At 68.5% G+C, this 24,628-nt stretch carries 24 protein-coding genes; all 24 read left to right on the top strand.

What is annotated here, in order from left to right; translation table 11 throughout:
* Positions 1–73: 73 nt before the first annotated feature.
* The 24 genes from nifA (at position 74) to J2Y49_RS03525 (ending at position 24,573) form a co-directional block, all read left to right on the top strand.
* Positions 74–1,951, top strand: coding sequence for a nif-specific transcriptional activator NifA (gene nifA, locus J2Y49_RS03640; protein ID WP_310112461.1), 1,878 nt, complete (start codon positions 74–76; stop codon positions 1,949–1,951).
* A 134-nt stretch (positions 1,952–2,085) separates the two neighbouring features.
* Complete coding sequence (locus J2Y49_RS03635; RefSeq protein ID WP_310112459.1) at positions 2,086–2,982, top strand: adenylate/guanylate cyclase domain-containing protein; 897 nt, start codon at positions 2,086–2,088, stop codon at positions 2,980–2,982.
* Between the two features lie 187 nt (positions 2,983–3,169).
* Entirely contained in the window at positions 3,170–4,732 is a 1,563-nt protein-coding gene (gene nifB, locus J2Y49_RS03630) for a nitrogenase cofactor biosynthesis protein NifB (RefSeq protein WP_310112457.1), read from the top strand.
* Positions 4,733–4,785: 53 nt separating this feature from the next.
* A complete protein-coding gene (locus tag J2Y49_RS03625) occupies positions 4,786–4,977 on the top strand; it encodes a 4Fe-4S dicluster domain-containing protein (RefSeq protein ID WP_014248512.1) in 192 nt (63 codons plus the stop codon).
* Between the two features lie 53 nt (positions 4,978–5,030).
* A complete protein-coding gene (locus J2Y49_RS03620) occupies positions 5,031–5,546 on the top strand; it encodes a hypothetical protein (RefSeq protein ID WP_310112451.1) in 516 nt (171 codons plus the stop codon).
* Positions 5,543–6,355 carry a 4Fe4S-binding leucine-rich repeat protein gene (locus J2Y49_RS03615; RefSeq protein WP_310112449.1) on the top strand — a complete coding sequence of 271 codons (813 nt, stop codon included), beginning with the start codon at positions 5,543–5,545 and terminating at the stop codon, positions 6,353–6,355. The genes J2Y49_RS03620 and J2Y49_RS03615 overlap by 4 nt, the downstream gene beginning before the upstream one ends.
* 30 nt (positions 6,356–6,385) lie before the next feature.
* A complete protein-coding gene (locus J2Y49_RS03610; RefSeq protein ID WP_310112447.1) occupies positions 6,386–6,712 on the top strand; it encodes a nitrogen fixation protein NifZ in 327 nt (108 codons plus the stop codon).
* Between the two features lie 32 nt (positions 6,713–6,744).
* Positions 6,745–7,050 carry a nitrogen fixation protein NifZ gene (locus J2Y49_RS03605; RefSeq protein ID WP_063635114.1) on the top strand — a complete coding sequence of 102 codons (306 nt, stop codon included), beginning with the start codon at positions 6,745–6,747 and terminating at the stop codon, positions 7,048–7,050.
* 29 nt (positions 7,051–7,079) lie between these two features.
* Entirely contained in the window at positions 7,080–8,231 is a 1,152-nt protein-coding gene (locus J2Y49_RS03600) for an aminotransferase class V-fold PLP-dependent enzyme (protein WP_310112442.1), read from the top strand.
* Positions 8,232–8,270: 39 nt separating this feature from the next.
* Positions 8,271–8,480 carry a putative nitrogen fixation protein NifT gene (gene nifT / locus J2Y49_RS03595; RefSeq protein WP_310112441.1) on the top strand — a complete coding sequence of 70 codons (210 nt, stop codon included), beginning with the start codon at positions 8,271–8,273 and terminating at the stop codon, positions 8,478–8,480.
* Between the two features lie 5 nt (positions 8,481–8,485).
* Positions 8,486–8,770 (top strand): hypothetical protein, encoded by a 285-nt coding sequence (locus J2Y49_RS03590; RefSeq protein ID WP_310112439.1) that lies wholly within the window; start codon positions 8,486–8,488, stop codon positions 8,768–8,770.
* Positions 8,771–9,997, top strand: a complete 1,227-nt coding sequence (locus J2Y49_RS03585; RefSeq protein WP_310112438.1) for a DegT/DnrJ/EryC1/StrS family aminotransferase — start codon at positions 8,771–8,773, stop codon at positions 9,995–9,997. It begins immediately after the preceding gene.
* Between the two features lie 21 nt (positions 9,998–10,018).
* Entirely contained in the window at positions 10,019–10,903 is an 885-nt protein-coding gene (locus J2Y49_RS03580) for an SIR2 family protein (protein ID WP_310112436.1), read from the top strand.
* Positions 10,904–11,116: 213 nt separating this feature from the next.
* The gene (locus tag J2Y49_RS03575; protein ID WP_310112433.1) at positions 11,117–12,160 is read left to right on the top strand and encodes a lipid A deacylase LpxR family protein; all 1,044 of its coding nucleotides are present in this window, start codon (positions 11,117–11,119) and stop codon (positions 12,158–12,160) included.
* Positions 12,161–12,243: 83 nt separating this feature from the next.
* Positions 12,244–12,810, top strand: coding sequence for a septation protein A (locus J2Y49_RS03570; protein ID WP_310112432.1), 567 nt, complete (start codon positions 12,244–12,246; stop codon positions 12,808–12,810).
* Between the two features lie 119 nt (positions 12,811–12,929).
* Positions 12,930–13,268: a twin-arginine translocase TatA/TatE family subunit gene (locus J2Y49_RS03565; protein WP_310112430.1), complete on the top strand. Its 339-nt coding sequence runs from the start codon at positions 12,930–12,932 to the stop codon at positions 13,266–13,268.
* A 259-nt stretch (positions 13,269–13,527) separates the two neighbouring features.
* Positions 13,528–14,631, top strand: a complete 1,104-nt coding sequence (locus J2Y49_RS03560) for an SPOR domain-containing protein (RefSeq protein WP_310112428.1) — start codon at positions 13,528–13,530, stop codon at positions 14,629–14,631.
* 267 nt (positions 14,632–14,898) lie between these two features.
* Entirely contained in the window at positions 14,899–15,297 is a 399-nt protein-coding gene (locus tag J2Y49_RS03555; protein ID WP_310112426.1) for a response regulator, read from the top strand.
* Positions 15,294–17,492 (top strand): exonuclease domain-containing protein, encoded by a 2,199-nt coding sequence (locus J2Y49_RS03550; protein WP_310112423.1) that lies wholly within the window; start codon positions 15,294–15,296, stop codon positions 17,490–17,492. Before J2Y49_RS03555 ends, J2Y49_RS03550 begins: the two co-directional genes overlap by 4 nt.
* Positions 17,489–17,704: a hypothetical protein gene (locus J2Y49_RS03545; protein ID WP_310112421.1), complete on the top strand. Its 216-nt coding sequence runs from the start codon at positions 17,489–17,491 to the stop codon at positions 17,702–17,704. The genes J2Y49_RS03550 and J2Y49_RS03545 overlap by 4 nt, the downstream gene beginning before the upstream one ends.
* Positions 17,705–17,714: 10 nt before the next feature.
* Complete coding sequence (locus J2Y49_RS03540; protein ID WP_310112419.1) at positions 17,715–20,471, top strand: sensor histidine kinase; 2,757 nt, start codon at positions 17,715–17,717, stop codon at positions 20,469–20,471.
* A 249-nt stretch (positions 20,472–20,720) separates the two neighbouring features.
* On the top strand, positions 20,721–22,391 hold the full coding sequence (locus tag J2Y49_RS03535) for an ATP-binding protein (RefSeq protein ID WP_310112417.1): 1,671 nt from the start codon (positions 20,721–20,723) through the stop codon (positions 22,389–22,391).
* 68 nt (positions 22,392–22,459) lie between these two features.
* A complete protein-coding gene (locus J2Y49_RS03530; protein WP_310112415.1) occupies positions 22,460–24,181 on the top strand; it encodes a PAS-domain containing protein in 1,722 nt (573 codons plus the stop codon).
* The gene (locus tag J2Y49_RS03525) at positions 24,178–24,573 is read left to right on the top strand and encodes a response regulator (protein ID WP_194912759.1); all 396 of its coding nucleotides are present in this window, start codon (positions 24,178–24,180) and stop codon (positions 24,571–24,573) included. The genes J2Y49_RS03530 and J2Y49_RS03525 overlap by 4 nt, the downstream gene beginning before the upstream one ends.
* Positions 24,574–24,628 lie beyond the last annotated feature (55 nt).

Raw genomic sequence — 24,628 nt, 5'->3', positions numbered from 1 at the left:
CCGATGCATTGCGATGCCTGGATCATTCCGTCCGGCGCGTGGCCGGGTCCCAAGCCGAGCGAGGGGATCGATCATGCCGAGTGCTGCCCAGTCCGCGTCATCTTCCAGCCTCGAGCTGCTGACGATCTACGAGGTCAGCAAAATCCTCGGGTCGTCGCTGGATTTGGAACAGACCCTGCGCGAAGTGCTGCGCGCCTTGTCCTACCAGCTGCAGATGCACCGTGGCCGCGTCTACCTCCAGGGGGAGGACAATGCGCTGCGTCTGGTCGCGGCGCTTGGACTGCCGAAGGATTCGACGGCGCAGGAGATCGATTACAGCCAGGGCGAAGGCATCAGCGGCCGCATCCTGAAGACCGGCATGCCGGCCGTCGTCCCCAATCTTGCCGAGGAGCCGCTGTTCAACAACCGCTCCGGCGGGCGCGACGACCTGGACGAACAGGTGGCGTCGCTGGTCGGCGTGCCGATCAAGGCGGCCGGCACCGTCGTCGGCGTGCTGACCATCGACCGCATTTCCGATGACGGGCCCAGCGGCCATTTCGGCTCCGACGTCCGTTTCCTGACCATGGTCGCCAACCTGATCGGCCAGACCGTGCGCCTGCACCGGACGGTGGCGGAGGAGCGGCGCTTCATGATGCGCGAGACCTTCCGCGTCCAGAAGGAACTGCGGCCGGTGGTGGCGCCGGTCAACGACGTGGTCTGCACCAGCCCCAACATGGTCGATGTGCTGGCCCAGGTGCATCGGGTGGCGCCCTTCAAGTCCACCGTGCTGATCCGCGGCGAGAGCGGCACCGGCAAGGAGCTGATCGCGCGGGCCATCCACAACCTGTCGCCGCGCAAGGACGCCCCCTTCATCCGCGTCAACTGCGCCGCCCTGCCCGAATCGCTGCTGGAGTCGGAGCTTTTCGGCCACGAGAAGGGATCCTTCACCGGCGCCCAGAAGGACCACAAGGGCCGGTTCGAGCTGGCCTCGGGCGGCACGCTGTTCCTGGACGAGATCGGCGACATCTCCTCCAACTTCCAGGCCAAGCTTCTGCGCGTGCTGCAGGAGCAGGAGTTCGAGCGGGTCGGCGGGTCGAAGACGATCAAGACCGACGTCCGGCTGATCTGCGCCACCAACCTGAACCTGGAGGAGGCGGTCGGCCACGGCAAGTTCCGCGCCGATCTGTATTTCCGCATCAACGTGGTGACGATCCACCTGCCGCCGCTGCGCGAACGGCGCGGCGACATCGCCATGCTGGCCAAGCATTTCATCGCAAAATTCGCCCGAGACAACGGCCTGACTCTGGACATCGACCGGGACGCGCTGGAGGTTCTGAACCGCTGCACCTGGCCCGGCAACGTGCGCGAGCTGGAGAACTGCATTGAGCGCGCGGCGACCCAATGCCGCAACGGCACCATCCGCGTGCCCGACCTGTCCTGCAGCATGAATCTGTGCAACTCGTCGGTGCTGTTCCAGTACCGCACCATGGGGGCCGCGGTCGGCGGGCTGGCCCCGTCGATGAGCGGCACCCCGACAAACCCGGCTTTGGGACGCCCGCAGCAGCCGACCAACGCCGGCATGCCGCCTGCGGTGCCGGCACCGGCGAACGGGGCGGCGAACGGGGCGGCGAACGGAACACAATGGCCGGCCTGCGCGTCGGGCTGTTCCGCCGGTCCGGCGCCGGTCTGCGGCGCGTCCAAGCCGCTGCCGCCGACCGCCATCGCCCCCCTGCCCACACCCCAGCCGGCAGCCGCCGTTCCCGCGGTTCCCTCCGCCCCGGCACCGCAGCCTGCCGATGCCCCCGACCTGCCGCTGGACGAGCCGGAGTCGGGTCCCCTGCGTGACCGTCTTGTGTGGGCGATGGAGCGCACCGGCTGGGTGCAGGCCAAGGCCGCCCGCCTGCTGGGCATGACCACCCGCCAAGTCAGCTACGCGCTCCGCAAATACAACATCGAGATCAAGAGGTTCTAAGGCGCTCGCCTGACCGATGCCGCAACCGGAACCCTGCGGGGTGCGACCACCGCCGTCGCACCCCGCCGCGGTTTCATGCTACCCTGCCGCGCCTTCGGTTCGATGGCATCTTTCCGATCGAACGGATTTCCGTCTTGCCCTCGCTTGAGAAGCCCCTCGCCCTGATGTTCGTCGACATCGCGGACAGCACGATGCTGTACGAGCGCATCGGCAACGCCACCGCCGCGGCGCTGACGCAGCAGGTGCTGGCCCACCTGCGCCAGCTGGTCGAGGAGCACAGCGGCGGGGTGATCAAGAGCCTGGGCGATGGGCTGCTGGCCGCCTTCCCGGCCTGCGACGACAGCGTCCGCGCCGCCTGCGCGATGATCGACGGACAGGACCGGCATGGCCTGCGGCTGCGCATCGGCATCCATCACGGCGCTGTGATCGAAGGGGTGGGCGACCTGTACGGCGACGCCTGCAACGTCGCCGCACGGGTGCAGCAGATCGCGCGACAGGGCGAGATCCTGGTGACCCAGGCATTGGTGGACGGCCTGTCGCCCGACCTGCGCGACCGGACCAAACCGCTGAGCAACGTCGCCATGAAGGGCAAGACCGCACCGATCCGCGTCCACCGGGTCCGTAGCGCCGACGATGCCGACGACGCCATTGAAAGCACCACGCTCGGCTTCTCCATGGTGACGGAGGCCGGCGATCCCATGGTGACGCTGCATCTGTCCTACCGCGGACAGGAGATCGCGATGAGCCGCGCGCTGCCCCGCGTCACCATCGGGCGGGAGGACAGCAGCGGCCTGCGCATCGCTTCGCGCCAGACCTCGCGCCAACATGCGGTGATCGACTTCACCCGCGAGAGCTTCCTGCTGACCGACCATTCCACCAACGGCACCTTCATCCGCAGCGGCGGGTCGCCGCCGCTGGTGCTGCGCCGCGATTCGACCAAGCTGGTCGGCAGCGGCCTGATCGGCTTCGGGGCGGAGGCGCTGGACGAGGGCCAGGACCATGTCGTCGCCTTCCGCGGCGAACTGGCCTGACCGGTTTGTCGGCACCCCGACAAAGCCCCTGACCGGTCCCGCCATTGTCGCAATGACGACAGTGTCCGCGATGCCGACAAATCTCAGCAAACCCTTGTAAACGCTTCATTTCCCCTTCTGGCCCCGAACTTGCTTTTCTCCACTTCGTCCAACGGTGTCGTCCGGCACGGCAGGGAAGGAGTGGATGATGAGCAACGTGGTTTCGCTCGACAGCATCTTCGGGCTGGGGGAACTGGCCCCGTCCGCGACGATGCCGGCAGCGCCCGAGGCGGCGTCCGGCTGTTCGTCGTCGTCCTGCGGATCGTCGGACGGTCCGGCCGACATGGACCCGGCGGTGTGGGAGAAGGTGAAGAACCACCCCTGCTATTCGGAAGAGGCGCATCACTATTTCGCCCGCATGCATGTCGCGGTCGCCCCGGCCTGCAACATCCAGTGCAACTACTGCAACCGCAAATACGATTGCTCGAACGAGAGCCGGCCGGGCGTGGTCTCCGAAAAACTGACCCCTGATCAGGCGCTCAAGAAGATCCTCGCCGTCGCCCAGGAAATCCCGCAACTGTCGGTGATCGGCATCGCCGGCCCCGGCGACAGTCTGGCGGCCAACGGCAAGAACACCTTCGCCACCTTCGAAATGCTGCAGAAGAAGGCGCCGGACCTGAAGCTGTGCCTGTCCACCAATGGTCTGGCCCTGCCCGAGCAGGTGGACACCATCGCGCAATACAACATCGACCACGTCACCATCACCATCAACATGGTCGATCCGGAAGTCGGCGCGCAGATCTACCCGTGGATCTTTTACAAGCACAGGCGCTGGACCGGGCTCGACGCCGCCAAGATCCTGCACGAGCAGCAGATGCTGGGGCTGGAGATGCTGACCTCGCGCGGCATTCTGGTGAAGGTGAACTCCGTCATGATCCCGGGGATCAACGACGAACACCTGCTGGAGGTGAACAAGGCGGTGAAGAGCCGCGGCGCCTTCCTGCACAACATCATGCCGCTGATTTCCGACCCGGCGCATGGCACCTGGTTTGGCCTGAACGGCCAGCGCGGGCCGACCGCGCAGGAACTGAAAGTGGTGCAGGACGCCTGCGAGGGCGGGGCCAAGCTGATGCGCCATTGCCGCCAGTGCCGCGCCGATGCGGTCGGCCTGCTGGGCGAGGACCGCGGCGAGGAGTTCACCGCCGACAAGATCGAGGCGATGGGCGCCATCGACTATGACGACGAAGCCCGCCGCAGCTACCGCGAGCATGTCGAGGCCGAACGCGCCGGCCGGCATGCCTCCAAGGCCGCCGCCCAGGCCGATGTCCGCGACAGCGTCGGCACCGCGGTCGATCCGATCCTGATCGCCGTCGCCACCAAGGGCGGCGAGCGCATCAACGAGCATTTCGGCCACGCCAAGGAATTCCAGATCTACGAGGTCGGCCCGGGCGGCGCCAAGTTCGTCGGCCATCGCCGCGTCGACCAGTATTGCGAGGGCGGCTCCGGCGACGGCGACACGCTGGACGGCGTGCTGGCGGCCATCAACGACTGCACCGCGGTGTTCGTCGCCAAGATCGGCGGCTGCCCGTCGAAGTCGCTGGCCGATGCCGGGATCGAGCCGGTCGACCGCTTCGCCTTCGACTACATCGAGGAATCGGCACTGGCCTACTTCAAGGACTATGCCGAGCGGCTTGGCCAGGGTGTCGTTCAATCGCGCGCCGGCCAGGATGCGGTGATCCGCACCGGGGCGCTGACCGCGCGACGTGCCTGACGCCCCTTCCTCTTCCCCCTTCCACAGCCATCCCATCACCGAAGGAGAGAGCCATGGCCTACAAGATCAAGTCCGCCGAATGCACCGTCTGCGGCGCCTGCGAGGCCGAGTGCCCGAACATCGCCATCAGCCTGAAGAAGGGCACCTACGTTATCGACCCGGCCAAATGCACCGAATGCCAGGGTCAGTTCGACAGCCCGCAATGCGCCGCCGTCTGTCCGGCCGACTGCTGCGTCCCGGCGTGATGATCTGATCCCCTCTCCCTTTCGGGAGGGGGGAAACCCAGGAGCGCCGCGCCATGCTGGACGAGGTGGATGAGGACTGGCTCGCCCGCCGCTACTACGGCGGGGATCTCCCGCCCGAGGCGGAACGCTGCCTGCATCTGGCCGCCGCCAGCTATGCCGACAGCGGGGCGGCGCTCGCCCATCTCACCCGCGCGGCGGAGGTTGCCCCCGGTCATCGCCTTGTCGATCTCGGCCATTACAAGTTTCACTTCTACAAGGCCAATCTCGACCGGGCGTTGGTCTATGGCGAGCGCATGATCGGCCACGCCATGGCCGCGCTCGGCGTCAACCACACCGACTGGCGCGCCGTCACCCCGGCCACCGCCGATTTCCGCGGGCTGGAGCCGGCGCCCCGCCTGTTCCTGTTCGCTTTGGTCGCCATCGGCTACCTGCTTCTGCGCACCGGCCGGCTCGACGCCGGGCGGGAGGCGCTGGGCAAGGTCCGCGACCTCGACCCCGACGACCGCTTCGGCGCCGCCCGCCTGATCGCCATTGCCGACCAGCATGAGCATGAGGAAGCCGGCGCATGAGCGACGACATCCTCGAATCCCTGGATTGGCGCGGCGAACCGGTGGACTGCACCGGCTGCACCCACCGCGACCGCCGCCTCGACGCCGAGACCGCCGCCCTTCCTGCGGGCGGCAAGCTGGCCGGCCATTGCCTGCCGCTGAAGGCCTGCGTGCAGGACCGCTACGCCAAGCGCATCCAGCGCTTCTTCGAATGGAATCCGGACCTCGCCGCCGGCCATCTCGGCCACCCCTATTTCGAAGTTCGGGCGAATGCCGCCCGCTTCGCCCCGATCTTCCAGCTTCCCCGGCTGATGAACGACCCGGACGAGACGGTGCGCTCCGTCCTGGCCCGCCGGCTGCCGCGCCGCCTGCTGCTGAAACTGCGCGACGACCCGGACCGCGAGGTGCGGATCGCCGTCGCCACCCGGCTGGAGGATGCGGACCTCGCCCCGCTGATGCGCGACCCCGACTGTTCGGTACGGTTGCGCGTGGTGCGGCGGATCCCCGACGGCATGTTGCCGGCGATGATGCATGACGAGGACCCGGAGGTTCGGGTGGAGGTCGCCCGCCGCCTTTCCATGGACTGGCTGCCCAGCCTCGCCTGGGACGACAGCCCGCGGGTGCGGCTGGTGGTGGCGCAACGGCTGTCGGCGTCGAAGCTGCATGTGCTGCTGCAGGATGCCGACTGGATGGTCCGCCTCGCCGTCGCCGGGCGGATCGACGCCGGGCAACTCGGCCCCCTGCTCGACGACCCGGAGGAGGAGGTGCGCGCGATCGCCCGCCAGCGCGCCGCCGGTCTCGCAATTGCCAACGACCTTCCGCCCCTGTAGCGGCCCCTCAACCGACGGAGCGCCAGCGCCATGACCGACACCGAAACCACCACTCCGTATCGCCGCGAGCGCGCCCGCAGCGCCGAGGACGCCAACGAGCTGGTCGGCCCGCCGGTGCTGGAACAGGGCTTCAAGGTCAAGGCGCTGCGCGACGTGCGCAACGACGGGACCTATCCCGGCCGGCCGGTCGGCGACTTCCTGATCCGCGAGGGCGATGTCGGCTACGTCATCTCCGTCGGGACCTATCTGCAGATGTATTACATCTACGCCATTGATTTTTATGAAAAACGGGTCGTCGTCGGCATGCGCGCGCGCGAGCTGGAGGTGATCGACGCCCACTGCAACGACCCGCAATAGCCACCGGTCCCCCACAGATAAGGAGCCTCGCGATGTCCGACGTCGAAGCCGCCGCCAAGCCCGGTTTCATCCCGCCGCGCGAACCGCTGTACGACTGGGGCCTGCGGGTCACGGTGCAGGAGGACCTGTTCAACGACGGCAGCCATCCGCAGGTGCCGGACGGCGCGCTGCTGGCGCCGAAGGGCACGCCGGGCGTGATCGTCCGCGTCGGCCGCACCGAGGAAGGCAGCCTGCCGGTCTATCTGGTGGAGTTCCCCGGCGGCACCGTCGTCGGCTGCCTGGAGGAGGAGATCGTCCCGGCCGACGGGTCGCGGCGCGGCGTGCCCGGTGTGATGTGAAGGGGAGTGATGTGATGGGGGGTGATGTGATGACCGTCTACCTCGACAACAACGCCACCACCGCCCTGGCTGCCGAGGTGCGCGACGCAATGATGCCGCACCTGTTCGGCGCGTTCGCCAACCCGTCCAGCCCGCATTCCGCCGGCATGGCCGCCCGTCGCGCGGTCAGCGAGGCCAAGGCGCAGGTCGCGGCACTGATCGGCGCGAAGCCGGCCGATCTGGTGATGACCGGCAGCGCCACCGAGGCGACGCACGCCGCCATCCTCGGCGCGCTCCGCGTCATCGAGGAGACCGACCACCGCCGCGACCACATCGTCACCACCGCGGTGGAGCATCCGGCGACGCTCGCCCTGTTCGACGATCTGCGCCAGCGCGGCTGGCGCGTCACCGTCCTGCCGGTGAACCGCGACGGCCTGCCCTCGCTGGTCGATCTCGCCGCCGCGGTGACGGAGGCGACGGCGCTGGTCTCCATGATGTGGGCCAACAACGAGACCGGCGTGCTGATGCCGGTGGAAGGGGCGTCGGCCATCGCCCATGCCCATGGCGCGCTGTTCCACAGCGACGCGGTGCAGGCGGCGGGCCGCGTGCCGGTCGATTGCGGCATCGCCGACTACCTGACGCTGTCGGCCCACAAGATGCACGGGCCGAAGGGGGTCGGCGCGCTCTATGTCCGCAAGGGTGCTCCCTTCCACGCGCTGATCCACGGCCATCAGGAACGCCGCCGTCGCGGCGGGACGGAGAATGTGCCGGGCATCGTCGGCTTCGGCGCCGCCGCCTCGTTGGCATCGCTGTGGCTGGACGAAGCGGACCTGATCGCCTTCCTGCGCGACCGGCTGGAGCAGGGCATCCTCGCCCGCTGGCCCGGCGCGGTGGCGAACGGGGCCGGCGCAGCCCGGTTGCCCAACACCAGCAATATCCGCTTCGCCGACGGCCGTGGCCATCCGCTGGATGCGGAGGAACTGCTGATGCGGCTCGACCGGGCCGGGATCGCCGTGTCGATGGGCGCCGCCTGCTCCTCCGGCGGCAACGAGCCGAGCCATGTGCTGACCGCCATGGGGCTGAGCGGCGCGCAGGCCGCCGCCAGCCTGCGCTTTTCGTTGAGCCGCTACACCACCGCGGCGGAGGTGGACGCCGTCCTGTCGGAACTGCCGGCCCTGCATGCCCGGCTGGTCGCCGCCTAAGACAAAAGCGAATCAGAACAACAGGATGGAGTGCCGGTGATGAAGGTGATGATCCGCAAGGCGTCGGAGCAATACACGATCTACGTCGCCAAGAAGGACCTGGAGGAACCCATCGTCGAAATGGAGAAGCCGGACCTGTGGGGCGGCTGGATCAAGATCGCCAATGGCTGGACGCTCGACCTGCCGGAAATGCCGGCGGACACCCGCCTGCCGATCACCGTAGACGCCAAGAAACGCGGAACGGAGTGACGCCCATGGCCCTGTCTCCTGAACACATCGACAGCATCGCCACGCTGGCCGGCCGGCTGTTCGCCGGGGGCGGCACGCTCGACGCCGTGGTCCGCGGCGTGCGCGAGGCGAACCCGGACCTGAAGACCGTCACCGGCGCCATGGCCGCGGTGATGGCCGAGGATCCCTTCCGGGAGGAGGCGGGCTTCGACCTGCATCTGGTGGACGGCAACAACCACTGCTGGCTCATCACCGACAAGCCGGAGCTTGCCACCGGCGTCGTGATCGCCCAACGGGACGAGGACGAGTGAATGAGCGAGGCCGCCGCAGCCCTTCCACATCCCTCCCCCGCCGCCGACGACGAGGTTGACGACTACATCCCGCTGACCGACCCGGATATTTCCGGCGCCGAGGTCGAGATGCTGGGTCGCCTGCTGTCCTCCGGTGCCTTGAGCGACGGGCGGATGGTGCGGGCGTTCGAGGACGCCTTCGCCGCCTATGTCGGCCGCGACCATGCGGTGGCGGTGTCCAGCGGCACCATGGCGACGCTGCTGATGTTGAAGGGCTACGGCATCGGCGAGGGCGACGAGGTGCTGTGCAGCCCCTTCGGCTGGCATCAGGTCCAGCATGCGGTGGCGCTGTCCGGGGCCACGCCGGTGCTGGTCGACATCGACTATTGGCAGCACACCATCAACCCGGAAAAGGCGGCGGCCCTGGTCACGGAGAAGACCAAGGCGGTCCTGGCCGCCAACGTCAACGGCCACCCCGCCCATTGGGATGAACTGCGCGCGCTGGCGAACGCCAAATGCCTGATCTTGCTGGAGGATTCATCCGAGGCCATCGGTTCCACCTACAAGGGGCAGATGGTCGGCACCTTCGGCGACGCTGCGGTCTTCGACTTTTCCGAACCCGGCATCCTGCTGGCCGGCGAAGGCGGAATGATCGTCACCGACGACCGCGACCTCGCCCATCGGCTGCGCTACATGCGCCGGCGCGAGACGGAGCACCGCAACACGGTGGTCATCACCCGCACCCTGCCCTGGCAGGCGGGGATGAGCGACCTGAATGCCGCGCTGGCCCTGGTACAGTTGAAACGCCTGCCGGAGATCCTGACCCGCCGCAATCTGGTCATCGCCTATTACGACGCGGCGATGGCGAGCTTCGAGGGGATCAAGCCGCCTTACCGCGGGCCGGGGGCCGAGGTGGTCAACCCGATGGTCTATTGCGTCCATCTCGGCACCCGCTTCACCGCGTCGGGGCGCCGGTCGATCATCGAGGATCTGGACACCCACGACATCGACGCCAGCGACTACGGCCAGCCGCTGCACACCCAGCAATATTACATCGAGTCGCTGGTCGAGGCCCAGGGCGAACAGCGCGCCGGGCGCGGCGCCTGCCCGGTGTGCACCAAGACGGCGGACCGTGTGCTGGCCCTGCCGCTGCACCGCAAGATCACCCGCGATCAGGTCGCCTTCATCGTGGAAACGCTGAAGGACGCCAGCGTCAACACCGGCGCCGGCGCCGCGATCTATCTCTAGAAAATCAGGGAGAAGCCTTCCATGACCGACACCACGCTGGCAACCGATTCCGACTCCGTCACGGTGCCGGACGCCGCGGCGGCGCTGGCCGATATCGCGGCGGCGCTGGCGGCAAAGCAGGTGGTGCCCTATCTCGGCCCCGGCGCCTTCGCCCTGCTGCCGCCCGACCAGTGCCCGATCCCGCGCAATTCGGCGGAACTGGTGCAGCGCCTGAACGCCAAGGTCGCCGCCCCCGGCCGCATCCGCTCCAACCTGACCGCCGTCGCCCAGTTCATCGAGACGCGCAAGCACCGCAAGACGCTGGAGGCCATCCTCAACGAGATCTTCCGCCAGACGGTGCCGGCCACCCCGGTGCATGCCCTTCTGGCCGCGATCCCGGCCCCGCCCCTGCTGGTCGACGTCTGGTACGACAACGTGCTGGACAGTCTGCTGAGCGCCGCCGACCGGCATTGGGGCCAGATCCAGGGTGTGTCGCACCCGCAATCGACCGGCGAATGGGTGCGCTACTACGCCCCCGACGGCGCCGAGACGACGGCGGAGGCCGCGGTCGGCTGGGACACCGTGCTGTACAAGCCGTCGGGGGCGGTGACGCCGGCCGGCAACTACCTGATCTCCGACAGCGATTATGTCGAGATCCTGACGGAGATCGACATCCAGACTCCGATCCCCGCCGTCGTCAAGGACCGCCGCGCCGGGCGGCACTTCCTGTTCCTGGGCTGCCGGTTCGACCACGAGATCCAGCGCACCTTCGCCCGCCAGATCGCCAAGCGCTCCTCCGACAGCCACTGGGCGGTGATCCCCGGCGAACTGTCGAAGAACGAAGCGCGCTTCCTGGCGCTGCATGGGATCAGGCGCATCGACATGACGCTGGAGGAAGCGGTGGAGGGGCTGCGGGCGCGGGTGTGAGGGGGAGTTGTCGGCTGGCGATACCCCCACCCTAACCCTCCCCCGCTGGGCGGGGGAGGGGACCAGTACTGATGCGGGAGAGTGGCGGGGGAGGATAGGTGGGGGCATTCGCCTGCCGACACCTCCCCACCCCTACCCCCAAAGAAGCCGCACCGCATCGCAACAGTCTCCCCCTCAATCCGTTACCCTGCGAAACGGATGGAGCGTGCCGGAATGGCGACGAACAGCGGCCCCACCTTGGCCGCCGCATTTGCGACCCTGCTGCTGACCGCAACGGGGACAAGCGCACAGGAAACCACCCCGCCGCCGGGCGACGCGCCCGCGGCTTCCGGCCCCGCCATCGGCTTCTGGATCGACAACGATCTTTTCGGCGGCGGGACCGACCGCTACTACTCGAACGGCTTCCAGTTCTATTATTTCTCCGGCGCGCGGCCGACCTACGGCAGCATCGACTGGCTGGCGAATCTCGTGCCCTGGATCGAACCGGGCGGGGTGCGGCGCTACGGTTTCGCCTTCGGCCAGAACATCTATACGCCGAGCAACCTCAAGGCCCGCAATCCGGACCCCACGGACCGGCCCTATGCCGGCTGGCTCTATGGCCGGGTGTCGGTGCTGAACGAGGCGCCGACGGCGGTGGACCGCATCGACCTCGACCTCGGCATGGTCGGACCATCCTCGCTGGCCGAGCAGACGCAGAAGACGGTCCACAAGATCGTCGGCGGCGCCACCTACCCGGAGGGCTGGAACTACCAGCTGCGCGACGAGCCCGGCGTGGTGCTGAGCTACGAGCATGTCTGGCGCGGCGAGAAGCCGAACACGCTGGGGCCGCTGGAGTGGGATTTCAGCCCCCATGTCGCCGGCAGCGTGGGCAACGTCCTGACCTTCGCCGCGGTGGGAAGCACGGTCCGGCTGGGCGGCAACATGCCGCCGCCGGTCGGCGCCCTGGTGACCCGCCCCACCTCCAGCATCCCCTACCAGGACTCCCCTTATTCGGAGCGACCGGGGCGTTTTTCCTGGTATGTCTACGCCAGCGCTGAGGGACGGGCGGTTGCGCGCAACATCTTCCTGGACGGCAACACCTTCCGGGAAAGCCGGTCCGTCGACAAGCATCCCTTCGTCGGCAGCGTGCAGGCCGGGCTGACGCTGCGCTACGGCCGCTATGGCCTGACCTATGCCCAGACCCTGCAGACGCCGGAGTTCCGCGGGCAGAAGTCGCTGACCAATTACGGCTCGCTCCGGCTGTCGGCGCAGTTCTGAGCGGCCGGCATCATCCATCCGAATGCCCTACCCGCCACCATTCGCCCCTTTCACGGGCGGCCGGTTCGGGCTATGTCAGGGGAATGAACCAGTTCGCACGCCTGGCGATCGAGGCCGGTCCGCTGGCCGCCTTCTTCGTCGCCAATTCCCAGGCCGGCATCATGACCGGCACCGCGGTCTTCATGGTCGCCATCAGCATCGCGGTCGCGGTGTCGTGGCGGCTGGAACGCCGCATCCCGATCATGCCGGTGGTCGGCGCAGGCTTCGTGCTGCTGTTCGGCGGCCTGACCCTGTGGCTGCAGGACGACCTGTTCATCAAGATCAAGCCGACCCTGGTCAACCTGCTGTTCGCCTCGGTGCTGTTCGTCGCCCATGCAATGCGGCGCAACGTGATGAAGCGGCTGCTGGGCACCGTGCTGAACCTGTCGGACGAGGGGTGGCGCACGCTGAGCATCCGCTGGGCCTGGTTTTTCCTGGTCCTGGCGGTGCTGAACGAGGTGGTGTGGCGGAATTTCTCCACGGACATGTGGGTGAACTTCAAGGTGTTCGGCATCATGCCGCTGACCCTGGTCTTCAGCGCGTTCCAGGCGCCGCTGATCATGCGCCACCAACTGCCGGAGGAGCCGGCGGAAAGCGGGCCGGCCGCCTGAGGGCGCCGCGTTTATCGGGTTCCTTCGGCGCTCCCCTCTTGTGCGGCGCGGAAGGGGCACTCACATTGGTGGCGACCGCGACGTCGTCCGCTCCGACCGATTTGCAGAGGTATTGATCGATGGGCAGTTTCAGCATCTGGCACTGGTTGATCGTTCTGGTCATCGTGCTTCTCCTGTTCGGCGCCGGCAAGCTGCCCAACGTGATGGGCGACATCGCCAAGGGCGTGAAGGCCTTCAAGTCCGGCCTGAAGGACGAGGAGGACGAGACGCAGGCGGCTCCGGCCCAGACCGCCGCCCAGGCCCCGCCCGCCGCGATCAACCCGGCGCCCGTCCAGCCTGCCGCCCAGCCGGTGACGCAGGCTCCGGTACCCCCGGTCGCGTCCTCGACCGTCCATCCGACGCCTCCCACGGCCACCCAGCCGCACCCGGTCGATCCGGCCAAGCCGCATCAGGGCTGAGCGGCCCCCCGGGACGGCAGCCCCTTCTTTGCATCGCCCGTCCGCCGGGCGCGACCGCTTGGCGGTTTGATGGGGCGGCAAAATACGATAAAGAGAAGGGGCTTTCCGCAGCCGGTCCGTGTTCCGCGGACCGGCCGCCGGAAGGCCCCTCTTTGTTTCCAGCCGGCCCGCCATGACGGGCAAGCGCAGGTCGACCGTGACGCTCAAGCCACCGCCCCGGCAGGCTCCCACCCTGTCGACACCGACGTTCAAGGACGAGATGAAAGCAAACGGCAAACCTTCCGAGACTCCGCCGCCGGAGAACGAGGACATCGCCAAGCTGCTTCGTGCCTTGAACGAGGATCTGCACGCCGATCAGCAGGACGAGGTCGAGGACGACGAGGAAGAGCCGGCAAGCCGCAGCCTGCCGCTGGGCAAGATCGCGCTCGCCCTGCTGGCCGCGGGCGGCATCGCCGTCGGCGTCGTGTATCTCGGATCAGGCGACCCGGAGCCGGTGACGACGGCGGCCAACACCTCCTCGCCGATGGTGCCGGCCCCGGCCATCACCCGCGCGCCCCAAAACGCCACACAGCAAAACGCTGCGCCGTCCAACGCGTCACCGTCCGGCGCAGCGACCAACAGCGCGCCGGCCGCAGCCGTCACGCCTCCGGCACAGACACCCCCCACCCAGGCAGCCCCGGCAACACCGCCGGCCGTGTCCGCCGCCCCGCCGCCGCCGGTCGCCGCCCCGCCCGCCGGCCCGCCGCCGGTGCTGAAGGTGCCGGAACCGCCGGCCGTCCCGGCCACGGCGCCCGCCGCCGCGCCGAAGCCGCGCGCCACGGCCCCGGCCGAAAGCGCACCGCCACCGGCCGCCCAAAAGCCGGAAGCTCCCAAACCCGATACCGCCAAGCCTGACACTGCCAAGCCGGAGCAGCCGGCCGCTGGCGGGCCTGCCGACACCGGCTCCCTCCAGGCGATGCTGGCCCCGCCGAAGGAAGCCGCCAAGCGTCCGCCCGCCGGTGCAGCTCCCGCCGCGACTCCGGCCGCCCCGCCCGCTCCCCCGGCCACGGCATCTGTGCCTCCCTCCGCCAATGGCGAAGCGAAGCCCCCGGCCAAGGCCGCCACCCCGCCGGCTTCGATGCCCGCCGGGCGCTATACCGTGCAGGTCGGGACCTTCTCGGTGACGGCGAACGCCGATTCGCTGGCGCAGCGGCTGCAGGGCGGCGGTTTCCAGGCCTATACGGTGGACTGGACCGACAACTCCAACCGGTCCTGGCGAGCGGTGCGCGTCGGTGGATTCGCCGATCAGACCGCGGCCAAGCGCGAGGCCGAGCAGTTGAAAACGAAGATGGGGCTCAACCCGGTCGTGATCACAGCCCGCTGATCCCCTGACGAACCGGCGGAGGCCAGGCAACGGTCCCGCTACCTGCGACAACCTGTCATACAAGCGTTGGCCCGGCGGCGACATTTGGTCGCGGCCGGGCTTTTTCTTGCCTGGGCCACCCCATTCTTTGGTCGGGGGAGCCGGGAGTGCCGCTTGATCCCCGCTTGTCTTTGCTCGTACCATGGACATTCCAGGGCACGAATGCATTGCCCCGGCCACAAATTTGGGAAGCCGGCAGCAGACCGGCGCACCGGAGGACGCCCCGCCATGAAGCCGACCATCCTGGTCGTCGACGACGAACCCAGCATCGTCCTGTCGCTCCAGGTCCTCATGCAGCGCGCCGGGTTCGACGTGCGCATCGCCCGTGACGGGGACGAGGCGCTTCGCTCGGTGGAGAGCTTCACCCCCGACCTGATCCTGCTCGACGCCATGATGCCCAAGCGCGACGGCTTCGACGTGTGCCAGACGCTGCGGACCAACCCGGCCTGGAAATCCCTGCCCATCATCATGCTGACGGCGCGCAGCCGCGACGTCGAACGGCAGAAGGGGCTGGCGCTGGGCGCCACCGACTACATCACCAAGCCCTTCTCCACCCGCGACCTGCTGACCACCGTCCGCCGCCATCTCGGCTTGCCGGCGGCCGGCAGGGTGGAGCCGGCGCCGTGACCGGGTCCGCGACCACCCCTGCCCCCCAGCCCCGGCGGATCGTCCCGCTGGCCTTCCGTGCCGCCGGGCTGGGGCTGGTGGCGCTGTCGGTCGGGCTGGCGATGGCGGTGCGCGGGTCGGATGCCGCGGATCCGCTGCTGACCTATGCCGTGGTGATGACGGCGGCCTGCGCGGCGGCGGTGTGGGGGCTGTGGCTGGCGGTCGACCGCTACCTGCTGCGCGCCGCCGAAACGCTGAGCCGGGAAGCCGGGCTGATCGCCCACGGCAATGCGGAGGGCGCGGTCGGCGGCCGGGTACCGCTGGCGCGCTACGGCGACCTGCAGCCGATCGCCCGCGCGGTCAACGACCTGTCGGACAAGCTGGCCCAGGTCCGCCGCGACATCGCCCGCACGGTGTCCGAGTCGACGGCCAAGGCAGAGGAGCAGAAGACCCAGCTCGCCGCCGTTCTGCGCGACCTGCATGAAGGCGTCCTGGTCTGCAACACCCGGCACCAGATCCTGCTCTACAACCAGACCGCCCTCGACATCCTGCACCTGACGGGGGAACTGGGGCTGGGCCGTTCGCTGCTGCATTTCGTGGTGGCGGAGCCGCTGACCCACACGCTGGAACGGCTCTCCTTGCGGGTGCGCGAAGGGCGGCACATCAATCACGAGCACGGCACCACCGCCCAATTCGTCGGCGCCACCACCGACGGCCGCATCCTGCTGGAAGGCCGCATGAGCGCCATCCTGCAGGACCCGGAACCGGGACCGGACGAGCCGCCTGTCATCACCGGCCCAATCATCACCGGTTATGTGCTGACCCTGTCCGACGCCACCAGCGAACTGGCAGCGCTGGGCCAGCGCGACGCCCTGCTGCGCGAGGCGACGGAGGGGTTCCGCGCGCCGATCGCCAACCTGCGCGCCGCGGTCGAGACCCTGTACGATGCGCCGGACCTCGGCCCCGTCGACCGGGCGGCCTTCGAAAGCTCGATGCTGGACTCCTGCGACAGCCTGTCCCGCCGGCTGGAGCAGGTGACCGCCGCCTACCGCAACGTCGTCACCGGCAGCTGGCCGATGAGCGACATCCACTCCAACAACCTGATCAACCTCGTGGCCCACCGGGTCGGGACCGAGTGCCCCACCACGGTCACGCTGACCGGCCTGCCGCAATGGGTGCATGGCGACAGCCACGGGCTGGTCCTGCTGTTCGCCTATCTGATCGAGAAGGTGCACGGCCTGACCGGCGCCACCGCCTTCGACCTGGAGGCCGCCGGGCCGCAGGACGGCGATCGCTGGGTCTATCTGGATCTGGTGTGGGAGGGGCCGGCGGTGCCCAGCGCCACGCTGGACGGCTGGCTGGACCAGACCCTGCCGGACGGGCTGGGGGGTCTCAGCGCCGGCGACGTGCTGCAGCACCACCGCAGCACCGCCTGGAGCGAGCCGCTGCCGAACTCCGACGGCACCGCAACACGGGCACGGCTGCGCGTACCGCTGCCGCCGGCGCAGTCGCCGCGCTCCGCCCAGCCACGGCCGCGGGCCGGCGCCCGGCCGGAATTCTTCGACTTCGGGTTGCTGCACCAGCCGCTGGCGACCAGCGAGCTTGGCGGCACGCCGCTCGACCGGCTGCATTACGTGGTGTTCGACACCGAGACCACCGGCCTGTCGCCCAGCACCGGCGACGAGATCATCCAGATCGCCGCGGTCCGCGTCGTCGGCGGGCGTATTCTGACGGGGGAGACCTTCAACACGCTTGTCGACCCGAAGCGGCCGATCCCGCCGGAATCGGTCCCCTTCCACGGCATCACCGACGGCATGGTCGTGGGCAAGCCGACCATCGACGCCGTGCTGCCGCAGTTCCGCGGCTTCGTCTCCGGCGCTGTGCTGGTGGCGCACAACGCCGCCTTCGACCTGAAATTCCTGAAGATGAAGGAACGTGCGGCGGGGGTGGCCTTCGACTGCCCGGTGCTGGACACCATGCTGCTGTCGCGCATGCTGCTGGGCAACGACGGCGACCACACGCTGGACGGCATCGCCGAGCGGCTGGGCATCGAGGTGGTCGACCGCCACACCGCCCTGGGCGACAGCCTGGTCACCGCCGCGGTCTTCCTGCGGATGATCGAGATGCTGCGCGAGCGCGACGTGCGGACGCTAGACGACGCCATCCGCGGCGCCAACATCCTGGTCGAACTCGCCGCAAGGGAACGCGCCTTTTGACCGCGCCGGCCCGCGACGAACAGCCCGCCCCCCGCCGCCGCGAGCGCATGGCCGGGCTGTTCCTGCTGGCCGCCGTGCTGTTCAGCCCGCCTTTGCTCGGCCTGTTCGGGGTGGAGGGCACGGTTCTTGGGGTGCCGGCCCTCTATGCCGGGGTCTTCGGCGCCTGGGCTGTGGTGATCCTGCTGGCGGCGCTCGCCGGCCGGTCTCGGTAGGGAGGGCCACATGGGCGTCGGGCTCGATTGGGGCACGGTCCTGGTCGCGGCGCTGGCCTACCTGTCCGCCCTGTTCGCCATCGCCCATTGGGCCGACCGGCGGGAAGCGGCGGGGCGCAGCGTCATCGCCTCGCCCACCATCTTCGCCCTGTCGCTGGCGGTCTATTGCACGACCTGGACCTTCTACGGTTCGGTCGGGCGGGCGGCGACGCTGGGTATCGGCTTCCTGCCGGTCTATCTCGGCCCCACCCTGCTGATGCTGCTGGCCCCGCTGCTGCTGCGCAAGATCCTGCGCATCGCCAAGGCGCAGCGCATCACCTCCATCGCCGATTTCCTGTCCAGGCGCTACAGCCACAGCCCTTTGCTGGGCGGACTCGTGGCGCTGACCGCCACCGTCGGCGTCACTCCCTACATCGCCCTGCAGCTGAAAGCGGTCGCCGTCAGCTTCGACGCGCTGACCGGCGGCGGGCTGGAAACGACCCATGCTCTCTTCCTCGACCAGGGATTCCTGATCGCCGCGGTGATGGCGCTGTTCGCCATCGTCTTCGGCGCCCGCCAGATCGACGCGGCGGAGCATCACCCCGGCATGGTCGCTGCCATCGCACTCGAATCGCTGGTGAAGCTGGTCGCCTTCCTGGCGGTGGGGATCTTCGTGGTCTGGGGCCTGCACGGCGGACTGGACAACCTGTTCACCGCTGCCGCCTCCCGCCCCGACCTCGCCCGGCTGTTCGGCGGCGACATCGCGCTGGAAGGGGCGGCGTCCGGGGTCTGGGTCACCACCACCATCCTGTCGGCGGCGGCGATGCTGTGCCTGCCGCGCCAGTTCCAGGTGATGGTCATCGAATCGGTGGACGAACGCCAGCTGGACCGCGCGGTCTGGCTGTTCCCGCTCTATCTTCTGCTGATCAACCTGTTCGTCCTGCCGGTGGCGCTGTCGGGGCTGCTGACCTTCGGCGGGCGGGTGGACCCCGACCTGTTCGTGGTCGCCCTGCCCCTGCATGGCGGGGCCGAGTGGCTCGCCCTTCTGGCCTTCCTCGGCGGATTGTCGGCGGCGGCGGGCATGATCGTGGTGGAGACGGTGGCGCTGTCCACCATGCTGTGCAACGACCTCGCGGTGCCTGTGCTGCTGCGCTTCCGGCCGGCGGCACTGGCGCGCTCGGCGGATCCGGCGCCGCTGCTGCTGATGGTCCGGCGGGTCGCCATCGTCGCGATCCTGCTGTTCGGATACGGCTATTACCGGCTGGCGGGATCGGCCTATGCGCTGGTGTCGATCGGGCTGATCTCCTTCGCGGCGGTGGCGCAGTTCGCCCCGGCGCTGATCGGCGGACTCTACTGGCGCGGAGCGACCCGGCGCGGCGCCATCGCCGGGGTGGCGGCCGGCACGCTGGTCTGGGCCTACACGCTGCTGCTGCCCAGCTTCGCGCGCTCGGGCTGGCTGCCCGCCAGCTTCATCGCCGATGGACCGTGGGGCATCGCGGCGCTGCGCCCTTACGCGCTGTTCGGGCTGGAGGGCTGGGATCCGCTGGCCCATGCCCTGTTCTGGAGCGCCCTTGCCAACATCGGCGCCTATGTCGGGCTGTCGCTGTTCGACCGGCCGGACGCGGCGGAGCGGGCGCAGGCCGCCGCCTTCGTCGATGTGTTCGAACCGACGTCCGCCGCCAATCCGCAGACCTCGCCGGCGGACTGGCGCAATGCCGCCAGCGTCGGCGATCTGGCCCGCGTGGTCGCCCGCTTCCTCGGGCCGCAGCGCGCCGAGCAGGCCTTCACCGGCGCCGACCCGGACGAGCCGGCGGGACCGGAGCGGCTGCGGCTGGCCGAACGGCTGCTGGCCGGCGCCATCGGCGGGGCTTCGGCGCGGGTGGCGCTCGCCTCCTCCGTCTCCACAGGGGCGGTGGAGGCGGCGGAGCTTCTGCGCATGCTGGACGAGACCAGCGACGTCATCGCCCACAGCCGCCAGCTGGAGTTGAAGACGGCGGAACTGGAGCGCGCCACCGACGCTCTGCGCGCCGCCAACGAAAGGCTGACCGAGCTGGACCGGCTGAAGGACGACTTCCTGTCCACCGTGACGCACGAACTGCGCACGCCGCTGACCTCGATTCGCGCCCTCAGCGAGATCCTGCACGACGATCCGGAGCTGGAGACGGACCAGCGGCAGGAATTCCTGGCCGTCATCATCAAGGAGAGCGAGCGGCTGACCCGCCTGATCAACCAGGTGCTCGACATGGCGAAGATCGAGGCCGGCGCGCTCGACTGGCGGATCGAGACCATGGATCCGGCCGCCCTGCTGACCCAGGCGGTCGCGGCGACGGAGGCGTTGTTCCTGGAGCGCGGCATCGTCCTGTCGGTGGACATCCCCGGCAACCTGCCGCCGGTGCGCGGCGACGAGGATCGGGTGATCCAGGTGGTGGTGAACCTGTTGTCCAACGCAGCGAAATTCACGCCCACCGGCGGCCGGACCCGGCTGGAGGCGAAGCTGGACGGGGACACGCTGCGAATCACGGTAATCGACAGTGGCCCCGGCGTGGCGCGGAAGGACCGCAACATCGTGTTCGAGCGTTTCCGTCAGGCCGGCGACATGCTGACGGGCAAGCCGGCCGGCACCGGCCTGGGACTCGCCATCGCCAAGCGCATCGTCGAGCATCTGGGCGGCCGGATCGGGGTGGAAGACGCCCCCGCCGGACTGGACGCCGAATCGGGCAAGGGAGCCGCCTTCTGGTTCACTCTGCCGCTTGCGGAAGCGGAGGCCCCGCAGGGAACCGCTGGCTGACCGGCAATGTCCCAATCACAACCATCTCGCCGCATTGCAATCCCGTGTTATCCTGTCCGCCGACCGCGCGTGACAATCGATTGGGGGATTCCCGTCATGCAGCCTGATCCCGGGTTGCGGCCACAGTGCCATACAACCGATGGGGCACCGTACGCCACGGTGCTTCCCGTCCGGGCGATCCGCGCTTATGGTGGGGCGCCCGGATCCGGTTGCGGCACGGGTCGGGCGGGTTGGCGGTAGGAAGGCGGGATGGGAAAGATTCTGGTTGTCGACGACGAGAGGGACGTCGAAACGCTGATCATGCAGCGTTTCCGTCGCGCCGTCCGCGCCGGTGAACTGGAGTTCCTGTTCGCCCATGACGGGCAGGAGGCGCTGGAAACCCTGCGCGCCCGGCCCGACATCGACATGGTGCTGAGCGACATCAACATGCCGGGGATGGACGGGCTGACGCTGCTCGACCATCTGCCGCAGGTGAATGCCGACATCCGCGCGGTGATGGTCTCGGCCTATGGCGACCTCGGCAACGTGCGGGCGGCGATGAACCGCGGTGCATTCGACTTCATCATCAAGCCCATCGATTTCAGCGACCTGGAAGCCACCATCCACAAGACGCTGGAGGCTTGCCGCGCCGTGCGGCGGCTGCGCGACGCGCTGCAGGAGACGCGGACGGCCGAAGCGGCATCGCGCGCCCAGGCCGCCCGCCTGCGCCGGGTGCTGGACGGCAGCCCCATCGGCGTGTCGATCATCACCGAGACCGGCGAGCTGCTCTACTGCAACCAGCGCTGCACCGACCTGTTCGGCGTTCCGGCGGAGGCGATGCACCAGCGCTGCTCCCCCACCCTGTTCCGCCATGTGCGGGAAAGGCTGCCCGACCGGGCGCCCGGGGCCGTGCCTGCGGCGGACGAAATCCATTACGTGCGCGAGGACGGGCGGACGGTGTGGATGGCGATGTCCGTCGACCGCACCACTTACGAGAACCAGCCGGTCTTCATCGTCTGGCTCTACGACATCACCGAACGCAAGGTGCAGGCGGAGGCGCTGCGCAGCGCCAAGGATTCGGCCGAACAGGCCCTGGCCGACCTGGAGCGCATGCAGTCCGACCTTATCCGGGCGGAGAAGATGGCGGTGATCGCCCAGCTGATCGCCGCGGTCGCACACGAGATCAACACGCCCGTCGGCATCGCGCTGACCGCCGCCACCCATCTGCAGACGGCGTCGGAAGCGATCATCATGACCTTCAAGGGCGGTCAGCTGCGCAAGAGCGACTTCCAGGATTATGTCGGCACGGCCAGCGAGGTCTCCACCTTGCTGGTCGCCAACATCGAACGCGCCGCCGCCCTGATCCAGAGCCTGAAGCTGGTGACTGAGGGCAAGGCCAGCTCGCCGCGCAGCCGTGTCGGCCTGCGCGACTACCTGTCCGACATCGTGCTGGCGGTGCAGGTGCAGCCGGCGGCGGCAGGGCACCAGCTGGCTCTGGACTGCCCGGACGGGCTGGCGCTGGACACTTATCCCGGCGCGCTGACCGAGGTGCTGCTGGCCCTGCTGACCAACGCTTTCGCCCATGCCTTCGAGCAGGTGCCGGCGGTCGCCGCCATCGGCGCGGGTGCCGAAGACGGGACGCAGGAGGATGCAGCCGCCGCCTGTCGCCCCGGCGGCAAGGTGACGGTTTCGGTGCGGATGCTGGGAGAGGACAGGGTGGAACTGCGCGTGTCCGACAACGGCCGCGGCATCCCGGCCGACATCCGGCCGCGGCTGTTCCAGCCCTTCACCACCACCCGCCGCGGTGCCGGCAGCATGGGGCTGGGGCTCTACGCCGTGTTCAACCTGGTCACCGGCAAGCTCGGCGGCGAGATCGACATCGACAGTGAGGTCGGCCGCGGAACCAGCGTCGTCCTGCGGCTGCCGCTGGATGCTCCCTGATCCCGCCGCCCCCTGACGCTGTCTGGTAAGCGGCAGAAGCCCTGTGGACGACAATTCGGGATCCTCCCATGCACGATAAGACCGATCTGCTGCGATCCCTGCCCCCGCTGTCGTCCTATTCGCCGGAGGAATCGGTGGCGCACTCGCTGGACCGGGCGCGGCTCTACCATGACCAGCTGGTCGCGGCGATGCCGGGCCTGATCGTCCATCGCGACGGCGTGATCCTCCATTGCAGCGGCACGCTGGCCCGCCTGCTGGGCTACGAATCGGCGGAACAGGTGATGGCCCTGCCCGACGTCATGACGCTGGTCCCGGAAGACGCCCATCTGGCGGAGCGCAACGCCTATGCCCGTTGCCTGCAGGGTCCGACCCAGCCGCTGGCCCGCCGCATCAAGCGCCGCCGCGCCGACACCAGCATCCAGTGGTTCGACCAGCTGCTGGAGCCGGTGGACTGGGGCGGCGCGCCTGCGGTGATGGAGATGCTGACCCAGATGCGCCCCGAGGCCGCCAATGCCGAGGTGCCGCATCAGGGACAATTGCTGCAGGCCGCCATCGACGCCATGCCCAACGGCGTGCTGATGCTGGACCGCGACCTGCGGCTGGAAGGGGCCAACAGCGAGTATTTCCGGCTGTGGGACTATCCCCCCGGCATGTTCCCGCCCGGCACCCCGGTGGCCGAGACGCTCCATTACAATCACCGGCGCGGCGATTACGGCGACGTCCCCTGCGAGGAGACGGTGGCGGAGCTGTGCACCCGCTTCCTGGTCAAAGGCGTCATCAATTCCGAACGCCAGGTGCCGACGAACGGCCGCATCCTGGACATCCGCACCGCCCCGCGCGCCGACGGCGGTTATGTCATCACCCAACACGACATCACCGACCGCAAGCGCATCGAGGATGAACTGCGGGAGGCCAAGGAGCGGGCCGAGGCGATCCTGAAGGAGCTGCGCGAGACCCAGCAGCAGCTGATCGTGCAGGAGAAGATGGCGTCGCTCGGCCAGCTCACCGCCGGCATCGCCCACGAACTGAAGAACCCGCTGAACTTCGTCAACAACTTCGCCGAATTGTCGGGAGAGCTTCTGGACGAGATGCTGGCGTTGCTGGAGCCGCTGAACGACCATTTGGACGACGCGACCCGCGCCGATGTGGACGATCTGGTCGACAGCCTGCAAAGCAACCTGCGCAAGATCGCCGACCACGGCCGGCGCGCCGACAACATCGTCAAGAGCATGCTGGCCCATTCGCGCGGCGGCGGCGGCGAATGGCAGACGACCGATCTGAATGCTTTGGTGGAAGAGGCGCTGTCGCTGTCCTACCACGCCGTGCGCGCCCAGGATCGCAACTTCAACGCCACGCTGGAGCGTCTATTCGCCGCGGATGTGGGTGAGGTGAAGCTGGTTCCGCAGGATATGTCGCGTGTTCTGGTCAATTTGTTCACGAACAGCTTTTACGCCGTCCGCAAGCGGCAGTTGATCTGTGGCGACATGGCTTATGAACCGACGCTGACGGTGACAACCGAAACAAGAGGAACTGAAGTTTCCATAAGAATTCACGACAATGGCGTCGGCATGCCACCCGCCGTGGTCGACAAGCTGTTCACGCCTTTTTTCACCACGAAGCCCACCGGCGAAGGAACCGGCTTAGGCCTTTCACTCAGCTATGACATCGTGGTACATCAGCATAGGGGCCGTTTCGACGTATCCAGCATCGAAAACGAGCATGCCGAGTTTACGATCACGCTGCCACGAACCGTGACGGCAATATCGCTAGGGGAGCGCCGAAAGACATGACCCTGGGAATCCTCGTCGTCGATGACGAACCGGATATCGAGGATCTGTTCCGTCAGCGCTTTCGCGCAGAATTGCGCCGTGGAGAACTGGCCCTTCACTTTGCCTCTTCTGCCGAAGAGGCACTTGAAAGCTTGAACACCGGCCTGCAACCGGAAGCTGTTCTTGTCCTGAGCGATATCAATATGCCCGGCATGAGCGGCCTTGACTTCCTGCAGCGCCTCCGCGCGGACGCCCCGCAGGTGCCGGTCATCATGGTCACCGCCTATGGCGACACCGAAAACCGCCGCCGCGCGCTGGACATCGGCGCGACCGAGCTTGTGACCAAGCCCGTCGATTTCGTCGCGCTGAAGAAGCTGGTCCAGAACGTCATCGTCCAGAAGACGGCGGCCTGAGCACAGGCTTTCGCCTGCCTCGGGTGGGGAGGGGGCGGACGCCCCCCAGCACCGT

Origin of the sequence: Azospirillum sp. BE72 (assembly GCF_031455875.1) — a bacterium.
In the GTDB taxonomy this organism is placed as follows: domain Bacteria; phylum Pseudomonadota; class Alphaproteobacteria; order Azospirillales; family Azospirillaceae; genus Azospirillum.
The sequence above is the reverse complement of the archived record's forward strand: the minus strand, read 5'-3'. Positions and strand labels throughout refer to the sequence as shown.